Source organism: Ruminococcus sp. (genome assembly GCF_045129435.1).
In the GTDB taxonomy this organism is placed as follows: domain Bacteria; phylum Bacillota; class Clostridia; order Oscillospirales; family Acutalibacteraceae; genus Ruminococcoides.
This window is the reverse complement of record NZ_JBGVJL010000197.1, coordinates 1-17,769: the sequence shown is the minus strand read 5'-3', so window position 1 is coordinate 17,769 and position 17,769 is coordinate 1. Positions and strand designations below refer to the sequence as shown.

Annotated in this window: 11 protein-coding genes; 3 read left to right on the top strand and 8 right to left on the bottom strand. The window is 40.1% G+C overall.

Going from position 1 to position 17,769, the window contains the following annotated elements; genetic code table 11:
• Window positions 1–17: 17 nt before the first annotated feature.
• From ACJMMI_RS09615 to ACJMMI_RS09605, 3 genes are all read right to left on the bottom strand, one after another.
• Window positions 18–830, bottom strand: a complete 813-nt coding sequence (locus tag ACJMMI_RS09615; RefSeq protein ID WP_405355274.1) for a hypothetical protein — start codon at window positions 828–830, stop codon at window positions 18–20.
• 369 nt (window positions 831–1,199) lie between these two features.
• A complete protein-coding gene (locus ACJMMI_RS09610) occupies window positions 1,200–1,373 on the bottom strand; it encodes a DUF6472 family protein (protein WP_022234144.1) in 174 nt (57 codons plus the stop codon).
• A complete protein-coding gene (locus ACJMMI_RS09605; RefSeq protein ID WP_405355273.1) occupies window positions 1,366–1,956 on the bottom strand; it encodes a TIGR00730 family Rossman fold protein in 591 nt (196 codons plus the stop codon). Before ACJMMI_RS09605 ends, ACJMMI_RS09610 begins: the two co-directional genes overlap by 8 nt.
• Before the next feature lie 119 nt (window positions 1,957–2,075).
• Between ACJMMI_RS09605 and ACJMMI_RS09600 the strand changes: the two genes are divergently transcribed.
• From ACJMMI_RS09600 to ACJMMI_RS09590, 3 genes are all read left to right on the top strand, one after another.
• On the top strand, window positions 2,076–3,449 hold the full coding sequence (locus ACJMMI_RS09600; protein WP_405355271.1) for an MATE family efflux transporter: 1,374 nt from the start codon (window positions 2,076–2,078) through the stop codon (window positions 3,447–3,449).
• A gap of 627 nt (window positions 3,450–4,076) precedes the next feature.
• Entirely contained in the window at window positions 4,077–5,192 is a 1,116-nt protein-coding gene (locus tag ACJMMI_RS09595) for a hypothetical protein (protein WP_405355268.1), read from the top strand.
• 118 nt (window positions 5,193–5,310) lie between these two features.
• Entirely contained in the window at window positions 5,311–6,108 is a 798-nt protein-coding gene (locus ACJMMI_RS09590; RefSeq protein WP_405355266.1) for a hypothetical protein, read from the top strand.
• Between the two features lie 670 nt (window positions 6,109–6,778).
• On the opposite strand, the gene rpoC is transcribed toward ACJMMI_RS09590, so the two are convergent.
• From rpoC to ACJMMI_RS09565, 5 genes are all read right to left on the bottom strand, one after another.
• Window positions 6,779–10,363 (bottom strand): DNA-directed RNA polymerase subunit beta', encoded by a 3,585-nt coding sequence (gene rpoC / locus ACJMMI_RS09585; RefSeq protein ID WP_405355265.1) that lies wholly within the window; start codon window positions 10,361–10,363, stop codon window positions 6,779–6,781.
• Window positions 10,364–10,377: 14 nt separating this feature from the next.
• Window positions 10,378–14,103, bottom strand: a complete 3,726-nt coding sequence (gene rpoB / locus ACJMMI_RS09580) for a DNA-directed RNA polymerase subunit beta (protein ID WP_405355264.1) — start codon at window positions 14,101–14,103, stop codon at window positions 10,378–10,380.
• A gap of 1,095 nt (window positions 14,104–15,198) precedes the next feature.
• On the bottom strand, window positions 15,199–15,675 hold the full coding sequence (locus ACJMMI_RS09575; protein WP_405355262.1) for a DUF4854 domain-containing protein: 477 nt from the start codon (window positions 15,673–15,675) through the stop codon (window positions 15,199–15,201).
• A gap of 527 nt (window positions 15,676–16,202) precedes the next feature.
• Entirely contained in the window at window positions 16,203–16,775 is a 573-nt protein-coding gene (locus ACJMMI_RS09570; protein ID WP_405355261.1) for a hypothetical protein, read from the bottom strand.
• A complete protein-coding gene (locus ACJMMI_RS09565; protein WP_405355260.1) occupies window positions 16,759–17,247 on the bottom strand; it encodes an RNA polymerase sigma factor in 489 nt (162 codons plus the stop codon). Before ACJMMI_RS09565 ends, ACJMMI_RS09570 begins: the two co-directional genes overlap by 17 nt.
• Window positions 17,248–17,769 lie beyond the last annotated feature (522 nt).

Here is a 17,769-nt window from a genome sequence, read left to right as displayed (position 1 = left end):
CACTCCCAATTATAAATTTAAGCTATAGGCTGGTTGTTATTGTCACAGCCTATAAAACCAAGCTGAATGCCAAGGTTTGCGTTCTGCACATCATCATCGCATTGTGGGTCTTCGCCGTCAATCCACACTCTAATTGTAACTAAAGTAGGAGTGAGTGCGTCAAGGTGGAAAAGTCTGGTGCTGTTTGAATAAACCATTGTACCGGACGGCAAGTCAAAGGTGGTTTGACCGTTTACCGGTGTACCCTTATTCGGCTCGTAAATTGCTGTGCCGTTTGTCTGAGTAGTAAAGTCAACTCTTGTGCATTGTATGACCTCGTTTTGCGGTGATGGTGAGGTTGAAGTAACCCTTGTGCCGTCATTCTTGCCAACCTCGGTGCTCTCGGTTGTGAGGTGCACCCACATTTCCTCGGTTGCTATAAAGTAGCATTGAAATTCAAGGTATGAACGGCTGTTTGCCTGTCTTAATGCACCGCTGCGGTTTGTAAATCGAACTCCGTCTGTAGTTGTAACAGGGTCAAGTACGGTCTGGGCAAGGCTTGTGTTGCTTTTTGCTAGATAAGAATCAATCATCTGATTGGTGATTTCCTTGCTGTACCTTGTGAGGTCTGTACCGTAATTTTCCATACCGACCTTTAGCTGTGCACTTACGGAAATATTAAGGTTTAAGTTATCTACGCCTGCAAAGGTATTTACACTAAACCATGCAACTGTGGTAGTAACCATTGAGAGTAAAGTGATAATGCTTATAAAAATTATTAAGCGTTTACGCTTCTGACGAGAAACCTTTTCGTTCATCATCTTATCAATAATTTTACTAAAAAAGCTCATCACACACTCTCCTCTCTTGTAAAATTCCGCATTAACGAAGTAGTTTATTTATAAACTTTGCTTTAAATTACTATACTATTTTAATACAATTTGCATATTTTTTCAACGATAATTTCAAATTTACAATAACTTTTGTACACTTGCACTAATCCAACTTCAAAAGTTCGTCACATTTAACAGTTTATATTTTTATGGACTATTTCTGTAAATTACCCTATCTATTTACAAATGACAACAAAAACAAAAAAACACCCTTGAATTGAGGGTGTTTTTTTGATAACATATAAAAAAAGGACAATAATATTATTTATATAATTTTTTAATAGAAAATTACATTTTTGTAAGCTTTGTGAAAACTACAATCACAAATTAATTTTGTTTCTGCACGATTTTGTATTCGTCATAAAGTCTGAAATAATGGCATTGCTCGGTATTTCCGGTTAAAAACTTCTCCATTTCGTCCTCATCAAGGCTTAATGAGCAGTAATCACCGTACTCATCGTCTTCTACAAAATAAGTGCATTGGTCGCAACGGTCAGCCATTGTTTTCACCTTCCTTTAAGAATCCGTACTTATCGTAAGTATATTCTTCGTAATTGTCTATCTGCTCAAAAACCTCTTGTTCGGTATTTGCTACAGTAAAGAGTTTAAGACAATCATCACTCATAAAGCCCTCGGATACGGACTTTTTCATCATATTTATGAGCGAATCGTAATAACCGTTTACATTGTACATAACAATAGGCTTTCTGTGCTGACTTAATTGCTTTAAGGTGAGCACTTCAAAAAATTCCTCAAAAGTGCCGATACCGCCTGCACAAATCACAAATGCGTCTGCTTTATCTTCCATAATGCCCTTGCGTTCACGCATTGTGTCGGTAAAAATAAGCTCGGTGCATTTATCGTAGAGGACATTGTCTTTCTTAAAAAATTCAGGTGAAACGCCGATAAGTTCACCGTTTACAGAGGAAACTCCTCTTGCGGTAGCACCCATTACTCCGTATTTGCCTGCACCGTAAATTACAGCGTCACCACGGTTTGCAATGGCTCTGCCTAAGCTTTCGGCTGTATCTATATAAATTTTATCTATCTGCTCACTTGAAGCACCAAATACACAAATTTTCATTTCGGTTATCCTTTCGTAATATAAAATCTATTATTGATTAAAATTAGTTTATTTATTGACCTTATTATACAATATTAAAATATAAAGTCAACATACATCTTGTAAAGGAAGTGTTTTTTATGGCTGAATCGTCTGCCAGATTAAAGAAAAAACAAGTTGACCCACTAAAGAGAACCGTGTTCAGCCTTGCACTGCCAATATTTTTTCAGTCGCTGTTGGGAATTTCACTTGGCTACATCGACACAATTATGCTGTCGAATTACAACGACATTGCAGTAGGTGCAATCGGCAACGCAAACTCAATTCTCGGATTTTTAAACCTTGCGTTCAATATTATTTCGAGTGCAACCGGCGTTATGGTAAGCCAATATCTGGGTGCAAAGCAATTTGAAAAGATGAATAAAATCTATACGGTTGCCATTGCTTTTAACCTTGCGTTAAGCGTTGTAATCAGCCTTGTAGTATTTTTGTTCAGCGAACCTCTACTTATTATTATGCAAGTACCGGCTGAAATGATACCTGACGCCAATATGTATATGAAAATAGTTGGCGGTACAATTTTTACTCAGGCTGTGTTCAATGCCTTTGCCTCAATTTTTATGAGCCATGGCAAAACAGGACTCGGTATGTTTGTTTCGATTGGTATGAACATTGTAAATATCGTGGGCAACTTCTGCTTCCTTTACGGCCCTCTGTCATTCCTTGACCTTGGTACTGAGGGTGTGGCTATTTCCACCTGCTCAAGCCGTATTTTTGCACTTGTGACCGCTGTTATTTACTTCTATAAGGTAATTCACGGCAGACTTGGTATTAAGTATCTTCGCCCGTTCCCGTTCAATATTCTTAAAGAGCTGTTAAAGCTCGGTATTCCAACCGCCGGAGAAAACATCAGCTACAACTTTTCTCAACTTGTGCTACAAGCATTCATCAACACAATGGGTATGGTTGCGATAAATGCAAGAATTTACGCAAATATGATGTGTACCTTTACATATATGTTTGCTTATTCCGCTGCGATTGCTACTCAGATTATTGTAGGTCACAGCGTTGGTGCGAATGATTATGACTTTGCATATAAGCGAGTTATGAAAACTCTGAAAATCGGTATGATAGTCTCCATTTCGATTGCTGTAGTAAACTGGCTTGCTTCCGGCTACACATTCAGAGCCTTTACAAGCGATATGGAGGTTGTACAACTTGCCTCAAATATGATGTTCATTGCAATCTTCCTTGAAATCGGCAGAACTACTAACATTGTAATAATCAACTCAATGAAAGCCGCCGGCGATGTAAAATTCCCGACAATACTCGCTATTTTCTCAATGTGGGGCATAAGCGTATTGCTTGCGTATGTGCTTGGCATTGTAATGGGTATGGGACTTGCAGGCGTGTGGATAGGTATGGCTTGTGATGAAATATTCAGAGGAATTATTGTGTTTATCCGTTGGCAGAGGGGTACATGGAGAGGCAAAAGAATTGTGTCTAACGCATAAGTTACAATTTAAAATCGTATGCTAAAATCAGTCCTGTAAGGCTTGTGTAAGTCTTGCAGGATTTTTTTTGCTTTAATTTTTTGGTAACATTGATAAATTATGGTTTAGCAGAGAGCTTTGGATAATTAAAATAAAATTTAGGTCAAGCCTTTTTAAAGGCTTGCGGGTATGGGCAGAGCCCATAAAATCTTCCAATATTGAAATTTATAGGGCACAAACAGCAACGCTGTTTGTGTGCTAAAGCAAGGGTTTATAAAACAGGCGACAGCCTTATAAAAAGAAATAATTTTCAAATAAAAAGAATATATTTTCTGTTTGGTATTGCTGTCGCAGTTATAAAGCTTTCGCTATTGTGTTCAAGCCGCCAAACAGCCTGCTGTTTGGCTATCAAAGCTTTGCGTAAGAGAAAAGTATTTGTGGGCTTTGCCCACACCCACAACCTTTGAAAAAGGTTGACCAAATTTTTTTGTCCGAGTAGAAAACATAGTCAAAATTTAAGGCTTTTAACTCCCGACCGTAACAACCTAACCATTAATGAACTCTTTTCAGTCAAACATTGACAAACAATTTTGTTTTTATTTATAATATAAGACAGGTATATTTAAAGAAAACTTTGTGAGGAATAAAATGAAAAAAATACAGTTTTACGGCGAAGATGAGTTTACCGAAAGCGAACCTATTTCACCCGAAGAAATCTTTCCGCCTGAGGAGTTACCTCCCGAAAAGAAAAGCTTTTATAAAAAATTCAGAATTTTAGATTTTGTTGCTATAATTTTATGCTTGCTTTTGGTTGCAGAAGGATTTATTTTAAAAGCAACCCGAATGTACTTTGACGATGAATCTCGAATGAATATGTCATTTCTGTTCATTGAGGCAATAACAGTTGCCCTTGGCATAGGAATCTTCCTTGCCTACCGCTACATAAATCATTCGCTCACTACCCAAAATATGGCAGTAATCATAGTTACGGAATGTGTGCTTGCGACAGGAGAATTTTTGCTGTATAGCTTTTGTGTGCCGGTTTTGTTCTGGATACTAGTTGCACTTAGCGGTGCTTTCATTATATATGCAATAACAAAGCTGAATTGCAGGGTTATTTTTCGGCTTGCAATCTGCCTTGTACTGATTTTTGTGCTGAGCAATGCAAATTTTGTATGCCTGCACAGCTTTGAATTTACTCCGAGGTACATTTACTTTGCAAATTCAGGCTACAATGATAAAAGCAGTGACGAATCAAACATTTATTACGCAGGTAAAATAGACGAAACCTATTTTGGCACAAATGACGGTTTTGATTATATATATTCAACCGAACAAAAGCGTAACTCTATGGAAGAATTAAAAAATGTAATTGAACAAATTTCAAGTATTGGCTCTATGGCGACTTCTGTAGATGAACTCAAAAACTGGAGCGATAAAGTTTCGGACATTGTGCCGTTAGACAAGATATTCAGTATTATGAACCGTTATGACGATGAATTTTTCAAGAGCAATATGCTGGCTATCTCGGTAATTGAGCTTAAAAACAAGAACGATACCATAGAAGTTACGGATATTCAGTATTCGGAAAAGTATTCAAAAACCTATTTGAATTACCATAAAAGCCACAAGGAAACCGATAAAGGCGATAAGGCTGTTTGCGTGATTTTGTATGAAATACCACAAGATGTGGCACTGAATATTTTTCAGTCTATTTTTGGCTATTCCACAAGGAATGCCGAAATAACCTACATTGATAAGTAATGACTTCATAATTTTTTGCAATAATATTGACTTTGACAGCAGATAAGAATAAAATTAATATGTTAGGGCAATAGCCGAGGTGCTGTTGCCTTAAATTTTTGTTTGGAGTAATTTTAAGATGAAAAAAATTTTTACAAAATCAATAATCACAACACTTGTATGCTCAATGCTTGCCGTACTTGCTGTTGGCTGTACAAACGGCAACGAGCAGAGCGTAGCACCGACTGAAACTCAGGCAACACAGGCGGAAACTACTATCCCGCAGGAGGGAGTGAATTTTAGTCTTGAAGGCTTACACGCACCAAAGGAGAATGATTCAGATCCGTTTGTCGGCTATTGGAAAATTGCGGACGGTGCAGGCTCAAATTTAAAGAGCTTTATCTATCTGTTTGACGGTGACGGCGGTGCGTCGATTATAGTCGGAAATATGGGATACTGCGGCACATACACCGTAGGCACAGACGAGGCAACGGGAAACGAAACCTTTAAATGCCAGCTTATGTTTGGCATTAACGGCGAATATTCATATGTAGCGGCTGATGACGGCAAGAAGATTACCATAACAAACAACGGTGAGGATTCTGTGCTTGAAAAGGTAGAAAATCCTGAATTTGTTACAACTGCACCTGAGAACCCGCAGATTGACAAAAAGCTTGTAGGTGCGTGGGATTCCGGCACAGGACTTTACTATTATTTCGGTGATGACGGAAGAATGTACTGCAACTCATACGGCACAACATTTACATACTTTACATACAGTACAAAGCTTAATAAGGTGACTGCTGTGTACGATATGGGCGGAGAGCAGACCGATACTTATGACTATGAATTTGACGGCAATGACCTTGTATTTGACGGAATGAGATATACTCAGATCACACCTGATAAATTGATGTCGGTAATTCAGGCATATTAACAGCAAAAACATAATAAGTAATATTTTACGCCGATTATCAGTTGATGATCGGCGTTTTTTGCTTTGTTATGGTCGGGAAATAAATGTTTTGAAATTACCTAAGTTTTCTACTCGGACATAAAAATTTGGTCAACCTTTTTCAAAGGTTGCAGGTGTGGACAGAGTCCACAAATACTTTTCAGCTTACGCAAAGTTTTGATAGCCAAACAGCAAGCTGTTTTGCGGCTTAATCACAATGGCAAAAGCCTTATAATGCGACAGCAACACAAAAAGCCATTATTTTTTCCTAATAAATTATCTCTCTTTAAAGGGCTGTCGCCTGTTTTGACAAACTTTGCGTCAGCACACAAACAGCGACGCTGTTTGTGCCAAATAAAAGGCAACGGAAACAGCTTTCTTGGGCGTTGCCCAAACCCACGAGCCTTTAAAAAGGCTCGACCTAAATTTCTTCGTCCGAGCAGAAAGCATAGACAATCTCAATACTTTTAACTCCCGACCGTTACTAAGTCATTGTCGGGAATAGGAAAATTATTACTTTGCAAACCATCTTCTCGTAATAAAAACCATAATTACCCCAACTATTGAAAAAGAGCCGTAAAAGAAATCCCGACAACAACCTTAGTTATTGTCGGGTTAATAATTTTGATATTAAACCAAAATTTATATTAAATTATTCAGCAATATCAGCAGTTTCAGTTGCCTCTACAGCATTTTCCTCTGTTTCCTCAACCTCAGGCTTTGGCTCATCGAGCTTTACACCTGCGTATCTTGGCATACCTGTACCTGCCGGGATAACCTTACCGATGATAACATTTTCTTTAAGACCGATAAGCGGATCAACCTTACCCTTGATAGCTGCGTCTGTAAGAACTCTTGTTGTTTCCTGGAATGATGCGGCTGAAAGGAAGCTGTCTGTTGCAAGTGCTGCCTTTGTAATACCAAGGAGAAGCTGAGTAAAGGTCGCCTCTCTGAGGTTTTCCTCACCGTTTGCAATACGCTTTTTAATCTGCTCATTCTCAAAGAGAACATCGTTCTTATCATAAGTCTGACCGGACATAAACTTAGTATCGCCTGCGTCCTCAACTCTTACCTTACGCATCATCTGACGAACGATAACCTCAATGTGCTTATCGTTGATCTCAACACCCTGTAAGCGGTAAGTACTCTGTACCTCAGAAATAAGGTAGTTCATTACTGCGTCTGAACCGAGAATTGCAAGGATATCGTGTGGGTTTACAGCACCGTCGGTGATTTTGTCACCCTTCTTGATAATCTGTCCTTCCTGAACCTTAACTCTGAAGCCGAAAGGAATGAGGTACTGTCTTTCATCACCTGTCTGAGCGTTGAATACAACAGCGTGACGAGCATTTTTGATTTCTTCAAATCTAACTTCACCGTCAATTTCACTGATGATTGCAAGGCTCTTTGGCTTACGAGCCTCGAACAACTCCTCAACTCTTGGAAGACCCTGTGTAATATCTTCTGCCGATGCAACACCACCGGTATGGAATGTTCTCATTGTAAGCTGTGTACCAGGCTCACCGATTGACTGAGCGGCAATAATACCAACAGCTTCACCGACTGTTACAGGCTGACGGTTTGCAAGGTTAGAGCCGTAGCACTTCTTACAAGCACCGTGCTTAGCACGACAAGAAAGTACAGAACGAATCTTAATTCTCTCTACACCACTGTTTACGATTATGTCTGCCTCTTTGTCGCCCATCATAATATCCTTTGAAACAAGGGTATTACCATTTGAATCGCAGAAATCGTCAACGAGGTATCTGCCGATAAGTCTTTCGTGAAGTCCCTCGATAACATTGTTTTCGCCTGCTTTAATGTCGAAAATCTCAAGACCGTCAGTAGTACCGCAGTCGTCCTCACGAATGATAACTTCCTGAGATACATCAACAAGACGACGGGTAAGGTAACCTGAGTCGGCTGTTCTAAGAGCTGTATCGGTAAGACCTTTACGAGCACCTCGAGATGAAATAAAGTATTCCATGATGTTAAGACCCTCACGGTAGTTAGCCTTGATAGGAATTTCGATTGTTTTACCTGATGTATTGGCAATAAGACCACGCATACCTGCAAGCTGACGGATCTGGCTCATACTACCACGGGCACCTGAGTCAGCCATCATAAAGATTGGGTTGTAGCGGTCAAGGTTTTTCTGAAGTGCATCGGTAACATCGTTTGTAGCCTTTTCCCAAATCTTGAGGACTTCCTCATAACGCTCCTCGTTTGAACGAAGACCCATCATATAATCCTCACGAACTACATCGACATCTGCTTCTGCTTTCTTGATGATTTCCTTCTTTGCAGGAGGAATAACAGCGTCACAAACGGCAACTGTAATAGCACCCTTTGTAGAATACTTATAGCCCTGTGCCTTGATGTGGTCAAGAACATGGCTTGTTATCTCTGTGCCGTTAATCTTAATACATTTATCAATAATCTTCTTGAGCTTAGACTTACCAACAAGGAAGTCAACCTCAAGCTTAAAGCGGTTTTCAGGCTTGCTTCTGTCAACAAAACCGAGGTTCTGTGGAATTGGGTTGTTAAAGATGATCTTACCGATTGTTGTATCAACAAGGTCAGAGCACATAACACCGTCAAATTCCTTTTCGTATCTTACCTTGATTTTTGAGTGAAGCTGAATAACACCCATCTGGTAAGCCATCATAGCCTCGTCAACATCTCTGAATACCTTGCCCTCACCAAGCTCTCCGTCCTTATCAAGTGTAAGGTAGTAAGAACCGAGGATCATATCCTGTGTAGGAACTGTTACAGGCTGACCGTCTGATGGTTTAAGAAGGTTGCCCGCTGCGAGCATAAGGAATCTTGCCTCAGCCTGAGCCTCAGCAGAAAGCGGTACATGGACAGCCATCTGGTCGCCGTCAAAGTCTGCATTATATGCTGTACAAGCAAGTGGGTGAAGCTTAAGTGCTCTACCCTCAACGAGTACAGGCTCAAATGCCTGAATACCAAGACGGTGAAGTGTAGGTGCACGGTTGAGAAGAACAGGGTGTCCCTTGATTACAACTTCAAGTGCATCCCAAACTTCGTCCTTAGCACGCTCAACTGCTTTTCTTGCAGCCTTAATATTGATAACAGCCTTAGTTTCTACAAGGCGTTTCATAACGAACGGTTTGAAAAGCTCAATAGCCATTTCCTTAGGAAGACCGCACTGGTACATCTTAAGCTCAGGACCTACAACGATAACCGAACGGCCTGAGTAGTCAACACGCTTACCGAGAAGGTTCTGACGGAAACGGCCCTGCTTACCTTTAAGCATATCAGAAAGTGACTTGAGCGGACGGTTGTTAGGACCTGTAACAGGTCTGCCTCTTCTGCCGTTGTCAATGAGAGCGTCCACAGATTCCTGCAACATTCTCTTTTCGTTTCTGATGATGATTTCAGGAGCGTTAAGCTCAAGGAGCTTTTTAAGACGGTTGTTTCTGTTGATAACTCGTCTGTAAAGGTCATTAAGGTCAGAGGTAGCAAATCTGCCGCCGTCAAGCTGAACCATAGGACGAATATCAGGCGGAATTACAGGAACAACATCCATAATCATCCACTCAGGGCGGTTGCCTGAAAGACGGAAGCTTTCTACTACATCAAGACGCTTGAGAAGACGAACTCTCTTCTGGCCTGACGCTGTTTCAAGCTCTTCCTTAAGCTGAGCAGAGAGCTGCTCAAGGTCAATTTCCTTGAGTAACTTCTGAATAGACTCAGCACCCATACCTGCCTCAAAGTCATTGTCATACTTCTCACGCATTTCAGCGTACTCTTTTTCAGTAAGACACTGATTCTTTTCAAGGTCACGGCAGTTGCCCGGGTCTGTAACAATATATCTTGAGAAATAAAGAACATATTCAAGTGTTCTTGGAGAGATGTCGAGCATAAGGGAAATTCTTGAAGGAATACCCTTGAAATACCAAATGTGAGAAACAGGAGCAGCAAGCTCAATGTGACCCATTCTCTCTCTTCTTACCTTTGCTCTTGTAACCTCAACACCGCAACGGTCACAAATTTTGCCCTTAAAACGGATTCTCTTGTATTTACCGCAGTGGCATTCCCAGTCCTTTGTAGGTCCGAAAATACGCTCGCAGAACAAGCCGTCACGCTCAGGCTTTAATGTACGGTAGTTGATTGTTTCGGGCTTTTTAACCTCGCCGTAAGACCAGGCTCTAATTTGCTCAGGGGAAGCAAGTCCGATTTTAATTGAATCAAATGCGTTATTATCTATCATTTTGTACTTCCTCCTTACATATCATTCTTGTTTTCGTCATCAAAGTCATAATAGTCGCTGTCGTCATCATCAGCAGCAAGACCTGAATCATCAAACATATTGCCTTCCTCGCCGTCTTCGTCAAGGTTGTAGCCGTCCATTGATTCTGTCATTACGCTTTCCTCGTTAAACTCGGTTGTAGCTGCATCTGTGATGTCCTCGTCCTCATCAAACTTCTGCTTAATGTCAATTTCCTCGCCCTGTGCATCAAGAACACGAACATCAAGAGCAAGTGACTGCAATTCTTTGATAAGAACTCTGAATGACTCCGGAATACCAGGAGCAGGAATATTCTGACCTTTAACGATTGCCTCGTAGGTCTTAACTCTGCCGATAACATCGTCAGACTTAACAGTAAGAATTTCCTGAAGCGTATAAGCAGCACCGTAAGCCTCAAGTGCCCAAACTTCCATTTCACCGAAACGCTGACCGCCAAACTGTGCTTTACCACCGAGAGGCTGCTGTGTAACGAGTGAGTAAGGACCTGTGCTTCTTGCGTGAATCTTTTCATCAACGAGGTGATGGAGCTTGAGGTAGTACATATAACCAACGGTTACAGGGTTGTCAAAACGCTCACCTGTTCTGCCGTCAATAAGCCATGTCTTACCGTCTTCGCTGTAGCCGGCATCTTTAAGTGCCTGGAAAATATCGCCTTCGTGAGCACCGTCGAATACAGGGGTCATAATCTTCCAGCCAAGTGCCTTAGCTGCATAGCCGAGGTGAACCTCAAGTACCTGACCGATGTTCATACGAGAAGGTACGCCCAATGGGTTAAGTACGATGTCAAGCGGTGTACCGTCCGGAAGGAATGGCATATCTTCAACAGGGAGAATTCTTGAAACGACACCCTTGTTACCATGACGACCTGCCATCTTATCGCCAACGCTGATTTTACGCTTTAATGCAAGGTAAACTCTTACAACCTTGTTTACGCCCGTCTGAAGCTCGTTACGGCTGTCGGCTCTTGTAAATACCTTAACATCTACAACTGTACCGCTCTCGCCGTGTGGTACTCTGAGTGAAGTATCTCTAACTTCTCTTGCCTTTTCGCCAAAGATTGCTCTCAAAAGTCTTTCCTCGGCTGTAAGCTCGGTTTCACCCTTTGGTGTAACCTTACCTACGAGAATATCGCCTGCGTGTACCTCAGCACCTACCTGAATAATACCGTTTTCATCAAGGTACTTGAGCATATCTTCGCCGACATTTGGAATATCTCTTGTAATTTCCTCAGGGCCGAGCTTTGTATCTCTTGCCTCTGTGTCATATTCCTCAATATGAATAGATGTGTAAACATCATCTCTAACAATTTTTTCGTTAAGGAGAACCGCATCCTCGTAGTTATAACCTTCCCAGGTCATAAAGCCGATGAGTGCATTTTTACCGATAGCAACTTCACCATGGTCTGTAGCAGGACCGTCAGCGAGAACCTCGCCCTTCTTAACTCTCTGTCCTCTCTCAACGATAGGACGCTGGTTAATACAAGTACCCTGGTTTGAACGGAGGAACTTGATAACCTCATAATCCTGAACTTTACCTGAATCGTACTGTACACGAATGTTGCGGGCGTCAACGCTCACTACAACACCGTCATCCTCGGCAAGAATACATACGCCTGAGTCTGTACCTGCCTTATACTCCATACCTGTACCAACGATAGGTGCGTCAGTTCTGAGAAGTGGCACAGCCTGACGCTGCATGTTCGCACCCATAAGTGCTCGGTTTGCGTCATCGTTTTCGAGGAACGGAATCATAGCGGTAGCAACAGAAAGTACCTGCTTAGGTGAAACGTCCATAAAGTCGAATTCTTCGGCAGGAAGGTCAACGAACTCATCTCTGCGTCTGCCGACAACTCTTGCATGAACAAATCTGCCGTTTTCATCAAGAGGCTCATTCGCCTGAGCAACAGTATAGTTATCCTCAACATCAGCTGTCATATAAACAACATCGTTGGTAACTACGCCTGTTTCCTTATCAATTTTGCGGTAAGGTGACTCAATAAAGCCGTACTTGTTGATTCTTGCAAATGATGTAAGGTATGAAATAAGACCAATGTTAGGTCCTTCAGGAGTCTCGATAGGACACATTCTGCCGTAGTGGGTGTAGTGTACATCTCGAACCTCAAAGCCTGCACGATCTCTTGAAAGACCGCCAGGACCAAGTGCTGATAAACGACGCTTATGAGTAAGCTCAGCAAGTGGGTTTGTCTGATCCATGAACTGTGAAAGCGGAGAAGAACCGAAGAACTCTCTGATTGCGGCAGTTACAGGACGAATATTGATAAGTGAGTTAGGAGAAAGAGAGTCCATATCCTGTGACTGTGTAGCCATTCTCTCTCTTACAACTCTGTCAAGTCTTGAGAAACCGATTCTTACCTGATTCTGCAAAAGCTCGCCTACGCAACGAATTCTTCTGTTGCCGAGGTGGTCGATGTCGTCAGTTCTGCCAACACCGTGAGCAACGCAGTTGAGGTAGTTGATTGTAGCAAAAATATCATCTTTTGTAATGTGATTAGGAACAAGCTCGTCTGCTCTGTCTGCAAGCATTTCCTTGAGCTCGTCCTGATTCTGAGCGGCATCAAGAATTTCGCAGAGAACATCAAAACGAACATTCTCACGAATATCGCACTCAGCTTCGGCGTCAAAGTCAACATAAGCATTGATGTCAACCATACCGTTAGAAATAACCTTAACGATTTTTTCGTCCGGAGCCTTAACAAATGCAACCTTTACACCTGCATTTTCAATTTCAAGGGCCTTTTCCTTAGAGATTCTCTCATCTCTGAAAGCCATAACCTCGCCTGTGCGTGGGTTAGAAATCGGCTCAGCAATAACCTGATCTTCAAGTCTGTCGGCAATACCGAGCTTTTTATTGTACTTATATCTGCCAACTCTTGACATATCATATCTGCCGGGGTCAAAGAAAAGATTATTGATATGCTGCTGAGCACTGTCAACTGTAGGAGGCTCTGACGGACGGAGCTTTCTGTAAACCTCAATAAGACCTTCCTCAACTGTATGTGTCTGGTCCTTTTCGATTGTTGCCTTCATTCTTTCGTCGTCGCCGAAGAAATCGAGAATTTCAGCGTCTGTGCCAAGGCCTAAAGATCTGATAAATGATGTAACGGGAAGCTTACGGTTTTTATCAATACGAACATAGAAAACATCGTTGATGTCTGTTTCGTACTCAAGCCATGCACCACGGTTAGGAATAACAGTTGCACTGTAAAGCTCCTTACCTGTTTTGTCATGGTCCATTTTATAATAAACGCCAGGGCTTCGTACGAGCTGAGATACAATAACACGCTCAGCACCGTTGATGATGAATGTGCCGCTTGGTGTCATGAGTGGGAAGTCACCCATAAACACATTGCTCTCTTTAATCTCACCTGTAGCTCTGTTTAAAAGTCTTGCTGTTACACGCAATGCAGCAGAGAATGTTGCATCTCTTGACTTACATTCAACAATGCTGTAGTTAGGGTGATCAACATCAATTGAATAATCAATAAAATCAAGCACAAGATTATTCTGATAGTCTGTAATTCCGGAAACATCCTTAAATACTTCTTTAAGACCTTCGTCAAGGAACCACTTATAAGACTGCTTTTGAACATCAATAAGGTTAGGCATATCAATAACTTCATTGATTTTGCCAAAGCTCATTCGTTCACGACTGCCGAGCTTAACGGGTTTGACATTAACCATAGGCGTATCACTCCTTAATAAATTTGAGGGCAATGCCCCTGCCAAAAAAACCTCTTGACACTTTGGGAATTTTGTGATAATATTCCCCTGTAAGAAAAAATTTTTTGACGATTTGACCGATTATATCGGTACATAACCCCATTATGGTACATTGTACTATTTTACGCTACCAAAAGGAGCTTGTCAAGAGCTTTTTTCTAAAAAAGCAAAAATTTTTTAGAAATTTTGAAATTTCGGCAAATAAAATTCTCCGCAGGAAAATAATCCCTACGGAGTTGTTTTTTACTTCAAAATGCAACACCCGACACCGTGTAGAGATTTAAGCATTACACTCAGGTGCATTATTTTTTAGTTTCAGAATTATAAAATGAATAAAAATATATTCTTATATATTATATATATTGATATATATTGAGTTGGCTTTATAAATAAAAAATACCTCCGTACAAAAAACGGTTCTTTTTAAATAGTTGGTGTAAATTATAGTTTTTATTACAAGAAGATAGTTTGCAAAATAATAATTTTTTTGTTCTCGACAATGACTTAGTAAAGGTCGGGAGTTAAAAGTTTTAAAATTGTATACGCTTTCTACTCGAACAAAAAAGTTTGGTCAACCTTTTTCAAAGGTTGTGGGTGTGGGCAAAGCCCACAAATACTTTTCTCTTACGCAAAGCTTCGATAGCCAAACAGCTTGCTGTTTGGTGGCTTGAACTCAACAGCGAATACTTTATAATTGCGACAGCAACACAAAACAGAAATAACATTCATTTTATTTTTTATAAATCATTTCTTATTAAGAGGCTATCGCCTGTTTTGTCAAACTTTGCTTTAGCACACAAACAGCAACGCTGTTTGTGCCTTACAAATTGCAAAGGAAACAGCCTTTCTTGGGCGTTGCCCTAACCCACGAGCCTTTAAAAAGGCTCGACCTAAATTTTATATTATTTATCCGAAATTCTCTGCTAAATCAGCATTAAAAACAGAACCTAAAATCATTAAGTCAGTCCCTGACGGGGCAATTTTTAATTTAATTATATTTTTGCTCTATGGAAAAACAATATCAATCGGCACAAAAGTAACGCTGATTATTTCACGTTAATTCAAAATCGTTTTATCAAAAATCTTTTCCGCAATTACGCTTCCGTCGCTGTTGCAAAATCTCAGCACCACTCTCGGCTCTTGCACATCTACATTTTCAACTATCTGCTTCATCAGCGATTTTACTGTAGGTTTCATTTCCTCAAATTTATTGTCAAAAGCACTCTTAACCTCCGCTAATGCGTCCTCGCCTACGGTTTCCTTATATCTGTACTCATACACAAGGCTGTCCCCCTCGGCAATGCAATTAAAATCATACATTCCTGAAAGCGATTTTTTCATATCCGCAATGGCATTCTGCATTCCCTCGGCATTTACATATTCCTCCATGCTTGAAAACATTTTTTCGCCGCTGTTATTCTGCGTTACCTCTGCCGACTCGAAAAGATTGTTCTCGGTTTTTTCCGCATTTCCGCAAGCCGAAAAAGCAAACATCATCACAACACAAACAATCACAGCAAAAATTCTTTTCATAAACATTCCCCTGACAATCATATTAGGTTTAATTTTATCATAAAAATTCGCACAAAACAACAGTCACCACCCATTATAGACGGTGACTGTTTAATTATGTTTTTATTACGAGAAGACAGTTTGCAAAGCAATAATTTTCTTGTTCCCAACAATAACTTAGTAACGGTCGAGAGTTAAAAGTATTTAAATTGCCTGAATTTTCCACTCGGACATAAAAATTTGGTCAACCTTTTTAAAGGTTGTAGGTGTGGGCAAAGCCCACAAATACTTTAAGTTTACGTAAATTTCCGATAGCCAAACAGCAGGTGCTTGGCGGCTTAAACACAATAGCGAAAGCTTTATAATTGCGACAGCAACACAAAAAGCGTTGCTGTTTGTGCCTAATAAAAATGAAAACAGCTTCCTTTGGCGTTGCCCAAACCCACGAGCCTTTAAAAAGGCTCGACCTAAATTTTATGTTAATTACCCGAAGCTTTCTGCTGAATCATAATTTACCCCGACTTTTTGCTTTAACCTTATGTTAGCAATCAATCAAATTCTATTGTATAGCTATCGACACTTCCTGTGATTTTTACAGTATGTTCTTTATTATCCGCATCTTTAACTTTAACTTCTGCCTTTCCGTCAGCAAGGTCGTCTGTAATATCGCTGCTATAATTAAGATTAGCAATTTCAAGATAAACTCTGCCGTCCTTGCTCACCAAGTTTGCATCACCGACAGCATCGCCCTCAACATTCTCACCGTCTGAATCAACCGAAATACTTTTATTACCGTTTTCATCAACACTTTCGTTGTATTCGATTTTATTGTCGCCAACCAAATCGGTTTTTAAAATTTTATTGTTTCGCTCATCAATCGAAACAACAAGGATTGTTTCAAACAAGGTTTCGCCTGTAGCTGCATAAACCACAGCGTTGCTTGCCGCAAGCAATATTGCTGCAGCTGCAACAATATAAATCACCTTGCGAATAGCGTGTGTTTTTTTGTTAGTTTTTTCTTTATTCATAGCCTGCACCTTTCTTAAAAGCTCATCAGATGCGTGAATATCATCAAATGTACTTTTATAAAATTCCTTATTACTTTTAAATTGTTTCATCATTCCACGCCTCCTTTAATTGTACCCTCAGCTTTTTTCTTGCTCTCATAAGTCTGGTTTGCACATTGGTTTCAGAAATGCCGAGTATCTGCGAAATTTCCCGCACACTGTAATCCTCATAGTAATACAAATGCAAAACTATGCTGTACTTCTGAGGAAGTGACATTACCACAGAAAAAAGTTCGGATTTTTCATTTTCAATATATACCGGTTCTTTTTCAAGCACTTCAAAAGAAGATATTTTACTGTTCCACGGAGATTTCCAAATATTTTTACATTCATTTACCGCAACCCTAATAAGCCATTTTCTGATATGATCATCATTTTCAAAATCTATGTCACATTTCAACAGCTTTAAAAAGGTATTCTGAACAGCGTCTTCTGCATCGCTTTTATTTTTGCAAATATTTATTGCACTGCGATAAACAATGTCAATGTATTGCTCAGAAATTCGATTAAATTCGTTGTCAGTCATACCTTTCCTCCTTATGAAATTTGTTATTACGAAAGGCCTTTCAATATATGAACAATTTTATAGGCAAAAATATCACAAATTAAATGAAAAAATTTTATTCTAAATAAAGATAACAGCAATCAAAATAATGGTCGGGAAATTTTTCTTGAATTAGCACAGAATTTATACTCGAAAATAAAAATTTGGTCAACCTTTTTCAAAGTTTGTGGGTGTGGGCAAAGCCCACAAATACTTTCGGCTTACGTAAATTTCCGATAGCCAAACAGTCTGCTGTTTGGCAGCTTGAAAGAAACAGTGAATGCCTTATAATTGCGACAGCAACACAAAAAGCCATTCTTCTTTATCATTTGTTAATGAAGTATTTCTTTTTAAAGGCTGTCGCCTGTTTTAACAAACTTTGCTTTAGCACACAAACAGCGTTGCTGTTTGTGCCTAAAAATTTGCAATTGAAACAGCTTTCTTGGGCGTTGCCCAAACCCACGAGCCTTTAAAAAGGCTCGACCTAAATTTTTTGTCTTTGCA

Bases quoted from the DNA above. Each gene is read 5' to 3' on its own strand.
- rpoC (WP_405355265.1), bottom strand. From the start codon at position 10,363: ATGATAGATAATAACGCATTTGATTCAATTAAAATCGGACTTGCTTCC.
- ACJMMI_RS09610 (WP_022234144.1), bottom strand. From the start codon at position 1,373: ATGGCTGACCGTTGCGACCAATGCACTTATTTTGTAGAAGACGATGAG.
- ACJMMI_RS09565 (WP_405355260.1), bottom strand. From the start codon at position 17,247: ATGACTGACAACGAATTTAATCGAATTTCTGAGCAATACATTGACATT.
- ACJMMI_RS09605 (WP_405355273.1), bottom strand. From the start codon at position 1,956: ATGAAAATTTGTGTATTTGGTGCTTCAAGTGAGCAGATAGATAAAATT.
- ACJMMI_RS09600 (WP_405355271.1), top strand. From the start codon at position 2,076: ATGGCTGAATCGTCTGCCAGATTAAAGAAAAAACAAGTTGACCCACTA.
- ACJMMI_RS09590 (WP_405355266.1), top strand. From the start codon at position 5,311: ATGAAAAAAATTTTTACAAAATCAATAATCACAACACTTGTATGCTCA.
- ACJMMI_RS09615 (WP_405355274.1), bottom strand. From the start codon at position 830: ATGAGCTTTTTTAGTAAAATTATTGATAAGATGATGAACGAAAAGGTT.
- ACJMMI_RS09570 (WP_405355261.1), bottom strand. From the start codon at position 16,775: ATGATGAAACAATTTAAAAGTAATAAGGAATTTTATAAAAGTACATTT.
- ACJMMI_RS09575 (WP_405355262.1), bottom strand. From the start codon at position 15,675: ATGAAAAGAATTTTTGCTGTGATTGTTTGTGTTGTGATGATGTTTGCT.
- rpoB (WP_405355264.1), bottom strand. From the start codon at position 14,103: ATGGTTAATGTCAAACCCGTTAAGCTCGGCAGTCGTGAACGAATGAGC.
- ACJMMI_RS09595 (WP_405355268.1), top strand. From the start codon at position 4,077: ATGAAAAAAATACAGTTTTACGGCGAAGATGAGTTTACCGAAAGCGAA.